10 protein-coding genes are annotated in these 12558 nt (G+C 35.3%); 5 read left to right on the top strand and 5 right to left on the bottom strand.

What is annotated here, in order from left to right; translation table 11 throughout:
- Positions 1 to 89: 89 nt before the first annotated feature.
- The 4 genes from DW640_RS04355 to DW640_RS04340 are packed head-to-tail and all read left to right on the top strand — an operon-like array spanning position 90 to position 4877.
- Positions 90 to 1100: a glycosyltransferase gene (locus DW640_RS04355; protein WP_008762970.1), complete on the top strand. Its 1011-nt coding sequence runs from the start codon at positions 90 to 92 to the stop codon at positions 1098 to 1100.
- 1 nt (position 1101) lies between these two features.
- A complete protein-coding gene (locus DW640_RS04350) occupies positions 1102 to 2343 on the top strand; it encodes a glycosyltransferase family 4 protein (RefSeq protein ID WP_048695965.1) in 1242 nt (413 codons plus the stop codon).
- 25 nt (positions 2344 to 2368) lie between these two features.
- On the top strand, positions 2369 to 3628 hold the full coding sequence (locus tag DW640_RS04345; protein ID WP_055229099.1) for a glycosyltransferase family 4 protein: 1260 nt from the start codon (positions 2369 to 2371) through the stop codon (positions 3626 to 3628).
- Entirely contained in the window at positions 3615 to 4877 is a 1263-nt protein-coding gene (locus DW640_RS04340; protein WP_008767573.1) for a glycosyltransferase, read from the top strand. Before DW640_RS04345 ends, DW640_RS04340 begins: the two co-directional genes overlap by 14 nt.
- A 28-nt stretch (positions 4878 to 4905) precedes the next feature.
- Here DW640_RS04340 and DW640_RS04335 read toward each other — a convergent pair whose 3' ends face one another.
- On the bottom strand, positions 4906 to 5892 hold the full coding sequence (locus tag DW640_RS04335) for a glycosyltransferase family 2 protein (protein WP_008767574.1): 987 nt from the start codon (positions 5890 to 5892) through the stop codon (positions 4906 to 4908).
- 192 nt (positions 5893 to 6084) lie between these two features.
- Between DW640_RS04335 and DW640_RS04330 the strand changes: the two genes are divergently transcribed.
- Positions 6085 to 7089, top strand: a complete 1005-nt coding sequence (locus tag DW640_RS04330) for a glycosyltransferase family 2 protein (protein WP_008767575.1) — start codon at positions 6085 to 6087, stop codon at positions 7087 to 7089.
- Positions 7090 to 7190: 101 nt separating this feature from the next.
- Here DW640_RS04330 and DW640_RS04325 read toward each other — a convergent pair whose 3' ends face one another.
- From DW640_RS04325 to DW640_RS04310, 4 genes are all read right to left on the bottom strand, one after another.
- A complete protein-coding gene (locus DW640_RS04325) occupies positions 7191 to 8423 on the bottom strand; it encodes an IS256 family transposase (protein ID WP_055229098.1) in 1233 nt (410 codons plus the stop codon).
- Positions 8424 to 8568: 145 nt separating this feature from the next.
- Positions 8569 to 10050, bottom strand: a complete 1482-nt coding sequence (locus DW640_RS04320) for an MAC/perforin domain-containing protein (RefSeq protein WP_008767576.1) — start codon at positions 10048 to 10050, stop codon at positions 8569 to 8571.
- Positions 10051 to 11127: 1077 nt separating this feature from the next.
- Complete coding sequence (locus tag DW640_RS04315) at positions 11128 to 12108, bottom strand: glycosyltransferase (RefSeq protein ID WP_055229097.1); 981 nt, start codon at positions 12106 to 12108, stop codon at positions 11128 to 11130.
- A gap of 6 nt (positions 12109 to 12114) precedes the next feature.
- On the bottom strand, positions 12115 to 12558 hold the full coding sequence (locus DW640_RS04310) for an N-acetyltransferase (RefSeq protein WP_055229096.1): 444 nt from the start codon (positions 12556 to 12558) through the stop codon (positions 12115 to 12117).

Here is a 12558-nt window from a genome sequence, read left to right as displayed (position 1 = left end):
TCGAGGGTAGTTTTGCAGTATTCCTTGTTATATAGCATTCTATATAGAAGGGGCTGCAGTAAAAATAAAAAGTTGACAAGTAGAATAATATGAATACTAATATCTCTGGACCATTGATTAGTCTTATAGTGCCTGTTTATAATGTAAAGGACTATTTGAAGACTTGTCTGCAATCTATACTGGAGCAGACCTATAAGAACCTTGAGATTATCTTAGTTGATGATGGTTCTGACGACGGCTCTTCCGGTATCTGCGATGAGTATGCGCGTATGGATCAGCGCATTAAGACTATTCATTTGCCTCATAGTGGGGTGAGTGCTGCCCGTAATGCTGGTTTGGCTGCAGCTACGGGAGAGCTCTTGGGCTTTGTTGACAGTGATGACTGGATTGATCATGATATGTATCAGTATCTTTACGCTTTGATGCAAGAGCATGATGCAGATGTTTCTGCTTGTACTTATCTTCTTGAGCAGGAGGGAAGACCTTCTAAAATAATCAACAACACGGGTAAGTTATATGTTTTCTCCAGAAAGGAGATTATACGTGCTTTGGTAAAGAATGACTTGGTAAAGAACTATTTATGGGCGAAGCTCTTTAAACGTAAATTGTTTGACCGCCTTTCATTCCCTGTCGGACGGGTTTATGAGGACGTAGCTGTATTATATAAAGTATTTTATAGCTCTCAGAAAGTGGTATTGAGTTGTGTCTCTAAATACCATTATATGATTCATAAGAATGAAAGCATTACTCGTGGTGGTTATGATCCGGTAAAGGAATATCATTACTTCCTGAGTCTTTATGAACAGGATAAGTTTATTCAGAATGCGGAACTTGGAGGTGAATCTTCCGTTGGCGTACTTAAGAGAGGGATTCATTTGATTAACCATACTTTATTGTGCCCTCCGTCACCGGCTTTTGAGGATATCATAGATGAAACGATGTTGAAAATGCGTGAATATCGTCATATTACTCCTTGGCAACTAGGCCCGAGTATGTCAATCAAACGATATTTTATGTGTAAACACTTCGGTTTTTATAGGATGCTATATCGTGGTTATCGTGCTATATTTAAGAGAAAGCACAAATTGTTGATTGACTAGAATGACTAAGGAAAAGATAGCTTTTATAGTAGTTCGTTATGGAAAAGATATAAACGGAGGTGCTGAATATCATTGTCGTATGCTGGCCGAAAGGCTGGTTAACGATTATGATGTTGAAGTATTGACTACGTGTGTCAAGAATTATGTTACCGGTGATAATGAATATCCTGAAGGAGAAGAAATCCTGAATGGAGTTTTGGTACGTCGATTCTATTCAGATCCTGTTGAACCGGACTTACATAAGAGCTATGTCAGGCAGGCGGCTCCGGCAAAGAAGTGGAGGCACTTCTTGTACAGATGTCGTCTTTTGAAGCCTTTGTCTTATGTGAAACCGATTTGGCATTATAAAGAACAAGAAGAAATAAAGGCCTTGAATAGTCAGGTTTTTTATTCATCTTCAATGTATGCTTTTATAAGAGAGAATAAAGCTTCTTATAGAGCATTCATCCCACTTTCCTTTTTCCCTCATACTTATTATACTGCACTATATGCACCGGAGAAGACGATTCTGATTCCTACTATGCATAATAACGGTTCATCCTTTCGTTCTATTATTACTTCTGTTTTCTCTGAGGTTGCCTATATTGGATTTAATATAGAAGCAGAACAGAAATTGGTAGAGAATATAGTTGGAAAGCCTTTGGCTGCTCACGGCATTATAAGTGTAGGTATAGAGAAGACAAAAGCTGCTGATTGGGAGCGAACAAAGGTAAAATATAATTTGCCGGAAGATTATCTATTGTATGTAGGGAGAATTGATGCTATAAAGTTGAATAATATAGTTGATTACTTTTTAAGCTATAAAAAGAAATATACAGGTTCTCGATTAAAGCTAGTTTTAGTCGGAGGCATTTTTGGAAAGACAGTCGAACATCCGGATATAATTTACACAGGTTTTGTTGATGATGCGGAGAAAGTAGCGATTCAGTTGAATGCTAAAGTAATAGTGAATCCTTCCAGATATGAAAGTTTATCACTTATTTTACTTGAAACGATGAGCGAAGGTAAGGCGATGTTGGTCAATGGCAGGTGTAATGTGTTGAGAGAACATTGTGAAAAGAGCAATTATGCAGCTTTGTATTATATGAGTCGTAGAGATTTTATGCGAAAATTACATAACCTTGAGAACTCAGAAACATTACGTCAACAGATGGGAGAGAAAGGGCGTCACTATGTTCAGGAGAATTATAATTGGGAGATGATTATAGGACGGATGAAAAATGTGATTCAGATGCTCTCATAAGTAGAATGTTGTATTAAGGGAAGCTATGAAGAAAGAGAAAGTTGCTTTTGTTGTTGTCAGATATGGCAAAAATATAAATGGCGGGGCTGAATATCATTGTCAGATGTTAGCAGAACGGTTAGTATCTGATTATGATGTGGAAGTACTTACTACCTGTGTCAGAGATGTTGCGACAGGTGAAAATATATATCCGGAAGGTGAGGAAGAATGGAATGGAGTGGTGATTCGTCGTTTTAGGACGAATCCTGTTCAGCGTGAAAAGGAACGCTATTTCGCAAAGAAGGCTAAACCAGCAAGAAAACTACGCCAGTTCCTTTTTAAATTAGGAATCTTGAAATACTTGTCTTATTTGATTCCTGTATGGTCTTACAAACATGATGATGAGGTACAGGCGATGAAGAGTGATAAATTCTATTCGTCCGCATTGAATGATTATATTCGTGATCATATAGATGAATATAAAGCATTTATAGCAATGTCTTCTGATTATGTCACCTTTTATTACACTGCATTGTATGCAGGAAGAAAAACAATAGCTATTCCTACAATGCATAATATGGGTATTTCTTTCCGTTCTGTATTAACATCTGCTTTTTCAAATATAGCTTATGTTGGTTTTAATACCGGAGAGGAACAGAGGCTTGCTGAAAATATTCTGGGTAAGGCTTTGGGGGCTCATGGGATATTGAGTGTAGGAATAGAGGAGTCTTTATCCGCAGATTGGGCGATGACAAAAGAAAAGTTTCAATTACCAGAGAAATATTTGTTATATATTGGCCGTATTACTCCTAAAAAGATTCATCGTTTACTTACATATTTTGTGAATTATAAGAAGAAATATTCAGATTCAACATTAAGATTAGTATTGGTAGGTGGGCTGGCTATGAAGCGATTTGAGCATCCCGATGTTATATACACAGGCTTTGTCAGTGATGAAGAGAAAATGTCAATTCTACAGCATGCCGAAATTGTAGTGAATCCTTCTCGTTATGAAAGCCTTTCTTTAATACTTTTAGAGGCTATGAGTCAAAAGAGGCCAATGCTTGTAAACGGACATTGTAAAGTTTTGAAAGAACATTGTTTAAAAAGTGATTTTGCTTCTTTTTATTATATGAATAATCGTGGGTTTAATCAAGCACTTCGCCGGATTGAACAATCGGAAGATTTGAGAGAGGAGATGGGAGAAAAAGGTGCATCTTATGTGGAGAGTAATTATAATTGGTCTCTTATAATGGGAAGATTGAAGTCAGATATTAATTTTATAAAAGAAAATGGGAAAAGATAAGATAGCTTTCGTAGTTGTCCGGTATGGGGCAGATATTAATGGTGGAGCAGAATATCATTGTCGTATGCTGGCAGAAAGATTGGTAGATGATTATGATGTAGAAGTGCTTACTACTTGTGTGAAAGACTATATGAAGGGGGGCAATGATATTGCAGAAGGGGCTGAATATATAAATCGTGTAATGGTACGCCGTTTTAAGGTTGATCCGATTCGGGATATGTCAGAGTCTGAGTATTTGAAGAGAGCTAAACCTGTACGGCGTTTAAGAATGTTTCTTTATCGAATTCGAGGGTTGCGGTTGTTCTCCTATTTTATACCAGTTTGGACTTATTATCGACAAGAAGAACTGGAATCTATGAGGAGATGTGTCTTTTATTCGTCCCAGTTACATCAGTTTATAAAGGAAAATAAGGATGTTTATAAGGCATTTATTGCATTGACAATAGACTATACTCCATTTTATTATACAGCTATTTTAGCGGGAGAGAAAAGTATTGCGATTCCTACAATGCACTATACAAAGATATCTTTTCGTGGAGTGTTGACTGAGGCTTTTTCAAAGTTTGCATATGTTGGATTTAATACGAAAGCAGAACAAAAGTTGGGTGAACGAGTGTTTGGTAAAGCCCTCGGGGCTCATGGGATCATAAGTGTAGGTATTGAACCAATAAAAGCGGCAAATTGGGAAGAAACAAAGAGGAAATATAGGCTTCCTGATAAATATCTGCTTTGTGTCGGTCGTGTGGAGAAAGCCAAGGTCAATGATCTTATAACTTGTTTTTCCAACTATAAGCAGCAATATAAGGAGTCTTCATTAAAGCTGGTGATGGTTGGTGGTATATTTGGAAAAGTTCCTGATGCTGCTGAAGTTATATATACAGGATTTGTCTCTGATGAAGAAAAGATTGCTATTATTCAACATGCTTTTCTTGTAGTTAATCCTTCTCAATATGAGAGTCTGTCTCTAATACTTCTGGAAACGCTGAATCTGGAGATACCGATGCTTGTGAATGGGCGATGTGCTGTACTAAAGGAGCATTGTAAATTAAGCCATGGTGCCGTTGATTATTATATGAATGAACAGCAATTTATTCGTAAATTGAATAAGATAGAGAGTTTTCCCGTATTCAGAGAACAGATGGCGAAAGGTGGAAAACAATATGTGGATAATAATTATAACTGGAATTTGATCTTATCTAGGCTAAAACGGGTTATAGAATTAGTTGCAAAATCAAAACAGAGGAAATAGGTTATTATATAGACTCTCTCTCAAGCAATTATTTATAGGATTTGAGAAATATATTAATTAGCTTTTTGATGAGTTTTCTTGTTTTTCTTTTTTGATGTATTAAAAGGAACAAACAGCATTTACTTTTAAATAATATTGTTTTACTATGGGTGATTTGTCTAATTAAAGGAAGCAGTTTATACAATTCACTATGGGGGTAATTGGGCGATAGAGAGGATATTTCCGTAATAGTTAGTAGGAGCCTTTCTTTTAGAGTTAATGGGGATGTTTGGTTTTTGCTGGTATAATATGCCTCTAACCAATTAAAAAAATCAATTGTGGCTATGGCTTTTCTTTTTTGTGTGGAGATGTTATATGTTGAAGATATATTTACTCCACTATCCCTCCAAAGAACTTTAGCCTTTTCTATCGAGAAAATACCTTTTTCTTCGGCGCATACCAATACTGTTGCATTGTCTGATCTGTATGCAAGATCAAACTTTATAAATCTCCCAGTTTCGTTAAAATGAGATGTCCTAAAAATAAATTCGGGCATTCTAGCGTCTATTTGATAAGTGTATATGAGACGGATAAATTCGGATGCAGATAAAATCTGAGGATATTCATTACAATGTTTTGTGATATTTTCATGTTGATCAATAATATCTATATTGTAGTGGTAGACATCATATATATGATTACATGCGAGCGCTTGATAAAACATTTCTACACAATTTGCCTCCATTATATCGTCATCTGAAAAGAGAATGAAGTACTCTTCATTCTGTATCATGTCTAGGCACCTTTCCCATTGTGAAATAAGATCACTTTTTCCTCGATTGTCGGAAAATTTCTTATATGTAATATTTAGTAGACTGATATATTGGTTGATGATGTCAGGTAGATTTTCCGGGCTGCAATCATCACCTATATATACAGAGAAATTTTTATTTGTCTGTTGCACTAGTGAGTCTAAGGTTCTTTTGAGGTAAGCTCCTTTATATGCTGGAATGATAATAGCTAAGTTCTGATCCATTTATATTAAAATATAATTTATTGCTGCAAAGATACAAATAATTGGCTATAAAAGGTCTTTGAAAGCCAAAAAGGGCTTGAGTAGGATTATGCTTGTTTGGATGGAATATCATTTAGTTGATTAAACGTTGTATCTTATTTGTTTTTTACATTACTTTTGTAAGCCAATATAGTTTGAGATAAATGTGAGTCAATGGTACGTAATATGAATGATATGAATTCTCTATATAGTGTAAGCGTTATTATTCCGGTTCATAATACAGCTCCATATTTGGAACGATGTGTAGAATCTGTGAGAAATCAGACCTTAAAAAATATTGAGATTATCTTGGTTGAGAATAAATCTCAAGATAATTCTCCGGTGCTATGTGATGAATATGCAAGAAGAGATCCAAGAATAAAGGTGCTGCATCTTTCGATAGCTGGGTTATCTATAGCTAGAAATGCCGGGCTTAAAATAGCCTCTGCTCCTTATGTTGGTTTTATTGATAGTGATGATTACATAAGTGAAACAATGTTTCAGGACTTATTGGATGCCATTAGTAGTAGTCAAGCGGAAATGGCTTATTGCAACTTCTGTTATGAATATGAGGATGGGAAAATAGAAACTGTTTATACTGACTCTGGGCATACATGCATACGACAGCCTAAAGAGGTTATTGAGGATATCATATGTGAAAAAGTGAGTAGTTCTTCATGCACAAAGTTATTTAAGAAAGAACTGTTTGCTTCTCTTTTATTTCCCGAAGGAGTTTTTTTTGAGGATCACGCAGTACTTTATAAATGGGTAGCTATGTGTACGAAAGTTGTATGGGTTGATAAAGTCTATTATTATTATTATCAGAGGGATGGAAGCATCTGTCATACTCTCGATATGAATAAGCATTATCACTTTTTTATGGCCGAATATCCGAGATTAGATTTTGTGAAAGAGAAGAGGCTGTTTTCAGAGAAAGAGCGCGGAGCGATTATTAAAATGATTGCTCAAACTTGTTTTTATCACTTTTCAGATTTTATGCAAGAAGCTAAATTTCTAAGGGATAGAAAGCAGATTAAAGATATGAGAGTTCGGATGCGTAAATGGCTCTCTTTACCTTCAGATGAAATAGACAAAAAGTTGTATAAGAGGATAAGAAAGATTACTTATTTCTGGCCAATTTATTATTGGAAACATTATGCTCGTAAAAAAAGAGAGTAAGGAGGGTTGTGTCAAAACGTTGGCACAACCTTATAATTTTTTACTAAGACACTGTCCACAATTTTGTGTAAATGAAAACAGGATTCAGTTGTAATTTCTTCTTATATCTGTATTCTGTTTTCAAAAATAAGCATAAATTGGTTCATAATCAATCCCCAGTTATGAATTGGCTGTGTCCATTTCTTCTCAATCTCCATCAGTGACAGATATACCGTTTTCTTCACGGCATCATCCGAAGGGAATGAAAGTTTTGATTTCGTGTACTTTCTGATTTTTCCGTTGAGATTTTCAATAAGATTTGTGGTATAGATTATTTTTCTGATTTCCAATGGGAACTGGAAGAAAACAGTTAGTTCATCCCAGTTGTTTCTCCATGAAAGTATGGCATAAGGATACTTTCCTCCCCACTTCTTTTCCAGATTGTCAAGCTCTGCTGCAGCCACCTCCTTGTTGGGTGCATTATAGATATTCTTCATATCTGCCGTAAACTCTTTCTTGTCCTTGTAAACGACATATTTACAAGAGTTTCTGATCTGATGTACTACACAGATTTGAGTGGATGATTGAGGGAATACGGTTCGAATGGTGTCCGTAAATCCATTCAAATTGTCGGTACAGGTAATCAGTATATCCTGCACTCCACGTGCTTTTAAATCAGTCAGGACGCCCATCCAGAAAGAAGAACTTTCCGATTTGCCGACCCACATGCCGAGGACTTCTTTCAGACCGTTCTGTTTCAGCCCGACACAAAGATAAACGGTCTTGTTTATGATCTTGCCGTTATCACGTACTTTGAAGACAATACCGTCCATCCAGGTTATCAGATAAACCGGATCCAAAGGACGGTTCTGCCATTCCTGAGCAGCCTGATGTACCTTATTTGTAATGATGGAAATGGCTGATGTTGAGAGCTCTATTTCATAGATCTCACGCATCTCTTCCTCTATGTCAGAAACGCTCATTTCTTTGGCATATAGGGAGATAACAAGCTTTTCTATGGAAAGTCCACGGCTTTCATGTTTTGGAACTGCTATCGGTTCAAACTGACTGTTACGGTCACGCGGAATGGAGATGACAGACTCTCCATGTTCAGTTTGGATTTTCTTCGGATAACTGCCGTTTCGGGAATTGCCGGTGTTATTTCCTGCCACAGAATTCTTCTCATAACCCAAATGGGCATCCATTTCACCCTCAAGCATTTTCTCCAGTACTTGGGCATGTAACTGTTTAAGAAACTTGCTCACATCAGCTTCTGTCTTGAACTGGCTAAGGAACTCCTTGCTTAATACCTCATCAGGCACTACTTGATTCTTTTCTTTCATAATCTTCTTCATTTTGCAAATGTATAAAATAAAAAATACGAGACTCAAACTGGAATCCCGTATTTCCATTTACACAAAATATTTTATAGTGCCTTTACTAATTTCCAATTTAAATTCAGAAGTTTTCTATTTGCATAAAATGGGACAGTACCTATTTCTACTTACTAAATACATAACCTCTATGTCCCCAATACTCATTCTCCCACTTACTTATTTGCATTTGAACTTCTTCCCATGACCAAACATAAAAACGATCATTTAAAAGAGGCGAATACATTTCATAAATAGGTTGTGTATTAGCTTCTGGTTCTGATAATATGTAACCTCTAAGCCCCCAATTCTCATTTTTCCAATCATTTATTTGCCATTGAACTTCATTCCAAGAAAAGGCATAAAACCGATCGTTCATCGTCGGTGCGAACATCTCATAGATAGGTATTGTATTTACTCCAGGTTTTGCTAATATATATCCCTTAAATCCCCAAAATTCATTATTCCATTTATTTATTTGCATTTGAACTTCATCCCAAGAAAAGGCATAAAATCGATCGTCCATCGTCGGTGCGAACATTTCATAAATAGGATTTAATTGTAAAACTGACAACTGACTGTCATTTATATATTTTATCACTGCTTTTTTTACCTGTTCTCTCTTTACTGGATCAGAAATAAATTCATAAATAGGGTATGCTTTATCCCAGTTTATTTTTGTTAAACCAGCATTAGCAGCAGTTACTGATTTTTCCCATGAGTATTTATCAATAGTAGGATAACCTGTTTCTAAATTATATGTTCCACCAACTCCGTCACCGCCTTTGTACTCCAAATGTAAAGTTCGGTTTATGTTCTCCGCACTAGTCGATACATTCTCTATTACTGTTTTATCCACGTCAGCACTCAATCCGATTTTTGCTAATACTCCTTTCAATCCAGCTTTTATAACTTTCGTTTTTTTCTCTTGATCATCTTCCTTTATTATGCTGGAACTATACATGACTCGGAGGACACCCCCAATTGTTATATCTGCTAATACATGTGTTCCATAATCTTTTACGAACTGTTCAGGGGATGTCATGTTAGAAATATCCCTCTTGAATTTGTCAGTCAAGAAATTTGATAACACATCGACACTCTCAGCCAATCGGAGCCATCTCACGTCTTTGCAGATATCCGCACTTGCATAAGAATATTTGGTAGATAATTCATGCCTTGTGAAATTTTCTTTAGAGAAAGAACCTGTAAAACTTAAATTTCCTTTGACTATTGGTATACTATCACAGCTAACAGAGGTATTAACACCTGTTTTTTTTGTAATTTCTTTTATATAGTCATACGAAGTGTAACCATAGTAATATTGGTTCTTTCCGCTAACTTCATTGCTGGTGATGATGCTGTTCTTATCAAACTCACGCAATTTTACAATATCAATTACAGAGTTTCTAATTGAATATTTGTCTAAATAATCACCTGTAACATCATATCCAAAACCCAAAGCATGATCGTCTGTATCAAGTGATCTAGTTGTTAATTCCTTATTCTCATTTTGTGTTTGCTTTGTAGAATCATCAAATTGTTGAATCTCGTCTGAACAAGAAATTAGTAACAAGATAAGGGAAAGAGCGCATAATTTGTTTTTCATAATAAAAGTATTTAATTTATATTTTGCCCAATAAATAACATTCTTTTTATCTCCCCAATAATTAATTTACATCTCTAATCTTAAATAATAATTTGTTTAAAAGAGTTCTGGATGACAATGTACAAAGATAATATTAAATATACAAGAAAAAGGAAAGAAATCAGGGTAATCGTGCCAAATTTTACTGTACTTTCTAAAAGCATTACATCCGACGTATGAATATTTCTTTGTATTCTTGTTTTTCTGATAAATAAGCTAATATGAGACAAAGCAGCGCGGTGTTTCTCCCACCACAGAAGGTATTAGGGGTTTGGGTAAGCGAGTCTGTATTTCTTAATAGGAGGTTGAATATCCAATGAGATTATAGCTATTCCTTTTATATTAAATGATATAAATGTAAAAGATAGAGTTCTTACTATTGATTCCATGAGAGTTTAGTGAAAAATCGTGGAAGAGGAGAGGCATTATTTATTAACTCTAAAAGCCAATCAAAAAAGATGTATAGTGGGTTTTCAAAACGAATAGTAGAGAAATCATAGAAGCAGGCTATGGACATATAGAAATCCACAAGTATATATTTCGAGTCACAGAATATTTGATGGAAGAGAATATCTGGGCATAGAAAAACCTAGGAACTATTATTAGTTTGGAAGTAAGAGGTGAGGTGCAAGGAAAGACACGTTATTACATCAGTGATGAGAAAGAAGAGAGTGCATGAGGGGGCAGTGTAGTCTTAAAACCCCAGTGAAATTGGTATTTGGATGTCACATTCAGAGAGGATTTGTGTAGAGCTAGAATAAGGTGTGTTTCACTTTCTAAAAAAAAGAAATAGTATTGAATATAGCCCCAGAGTAGAAGGATAAGTTGAGTGTCAAGAAGAAACTGTATGTCAGCTATGAGCTATCTCAATAGATTATTGAAGTTCTGATGTAGTTACCTTGAGAGAAGATTATGGTTCAATGGAATATAAAACATATATTTCAATACTAGTATTACATTAGACTTGGAACTAAATAGAAATATGGAATAGAAAAAAGGGATACTTACTTAATATCCCACTAAATATTTTTCTCCTTTTTACTTCCTTTTGTTTCCTTTTATATTGAGCCATTTTTCTAATCTTAATTGCATGAATCTGAGATGGAATCGGCGGACTCTTCTTCGCATACGTGCGGAGACATAACTAGGATTAATGAGTTTTGAATAGTGTCTGGCCTTTTTATACATGCCCAGATGCATATACTTATCGTATAAATCATAATAAAAGCAACTTAGGGATCGTAAGTATGGCTCTGTTAATGGAGTATTAAATTTGTGGATATAAAATGCAGTTATATCAATGGTCGATAATATGAATCTTTCATATTTTTGTATATCATTAGAATGACTTGCTGACTCTTCTAAGACACGGTATACGGTAGTGCTTTCCGGAAGAAATTTTATTTTGTGATAATATGATATCCATAGCCACATAGGATAGTCTCCCATTAGCCAGTTTTTGCTCTTGGGTTCCACCTCTTTCAAGTACTCCATTACTAAGGCACTGCGTATGCAAGATGTAAGGGTTGGAATACAATTTCCGGATAATAACTCTATATAACCATTAAATTCCCGTCCAATAATATCTTCTTCTATTTTGCCTTCCTTTTGGTTATATACCTTGCTGGTAGTATATATCATGCCGTAATCAGGATTGTTTTCTAGAAAATCGATTTGTTTCTGAAGTTTTAATGGGGCAATCCAATAATCGTCTCCTTCGCATATTGCAATATACTTTCCTCTGACTCGTGAGCATTGGTATTTGGCAAAGATATCTTCTTTCTTTGAGTATTTGTTTTCTTTCTGATATATGGGTCTTATGACTTGAGGGTGATTATGCTCGTACTCGCGAATGATATCAGGAGTATTATCAGTGGATGCATCATCATGGATTAGAATTTCAAATGGAAAATTTGTCTTTTGCATTAGAAAACCGTCTAGACACTGGGATATATATAATCCATGATTATATGTGCTACAAATTATACTTACTAATGGAGTATTTGCTATATCTTTCATTCAATATCAACTTTTATGTATCTCTTTCTTCATTAAATACTTCTCATCCCTATCCTCAGCCTCATAAAATCCCATTTTATGATATGCTTGAAGTGCATTGTTATTGTCTTTTCTAACTTCGAGCAATATCTTCTGAATATCGGTAGAAAGATGTTCTATGATATAATTAATTGTTTTTTGAGAGATCCCATGACCTTGATGGTCGGGGTTTACACAGACATAGGGTATATATAAAAATCTCTCTTCTCTATTGTAATAGCCAACAATTAAGGATATAATGTTAGATCCGGAAATAGTATAGTACATAGAGCCGTTATGGTACATTTTCAATATCCATTCATCCAGGTTGGGCATCTGTAACAGAGAAGGAACAAACCAGTTTGCAGAGGATATGATAAAATCTCTGAATTCGGTATATGCTAGAGGTTCTGTATGGATTGTTATGCTCAT

Source organism: Bacteroides sp. AM23-12 (assembly GCF_003434395.1).
GTDB classification, from domain to species: Bacteria; Bacteroidota; Bacteroidia; order Bacteroidales; family Bacteroidaceae; genus Bacteroides; species Bacteroides thetaiotaomicron.
The sequence above is the reverse complement of the archived record's forward strand: the minus strand, read 5'-3'. Positions and strand labels throughout refer to the sequence as shown.

Excerpts from the sequence above, each read along its gene's own strand:
- DW640_RS04355 (WP_008762970.1), top strand. The coding sequence starts at position 90 with ATGAATACTAATATCTCTGGACCATTGATTAGTCTTATAGTGCCTGTT.
- DW640_RS04350 (WP_048695965.1), top strand. The coding sequence starts at position 1,102 with ATGACTAAGGAAAAGATAGCTTTTATAGTAGTTCGTTATGGAAAAGAT.
- DW640_RS04345 (WP_055229099.1), top strand. The coding sequence starts at position 2,369 with ATGAAGAAAGAGAAAGTTGCTTTTGTTGTTGTCAGATATGGCAAAAAT.
- DW640_RS04340 (WP_008767573.1), top strand. The coding sequence starts at position 3,615 with ATGGGAAAAGATAAGATAGCTTTCGTAGTTGTCCGGTATGGGGCAGAT.
- DW640_RS04335 (WP_008767574.1), bottom strand. The coding sequence starts at position 5,892 with ATGGATCAGAACTTAGCTATTATCATTCCAGCATATAAAGGAGCTTAC.
- DW640_RS04330 (WP_008767575.1), top strand. The coding sequence starts at position 6,085 with ATGGTACGTAATATGAATGATATGAATTCTCTATATAGTGTAAGCGTT.
- DW640_RS04325 (WP_055229098.1), bottom strand. The coding sequence starts at position 8,423 with ATGAAGAAGATTATGAAAGAAAAGAATCAAGTAGTGCCTGATGAGGTA.
- DW640_RS04320 (WP_008767576.1), bottom strand. The coding sequence starts at position 10,050 with ATGAAAAACAAATTATGCGCTCTTTCCCTTATCTTGTTACTAATTTCT.
- DW640_RS04315 (WP_055229097.1), bottom strand. The coding sequence starts at position 12,108 with ATGAAAGATATAGCAAATACTCCATTAGTAAGTATAATTTGTAGCACA.
- DW640_RS04310 (WP_055229096.1), bottom strand. The coding sequence starts at position 12,558 with ATGAGCATAACAATCCATACAGAACCTCTAGCATATACCGAATTCAGA.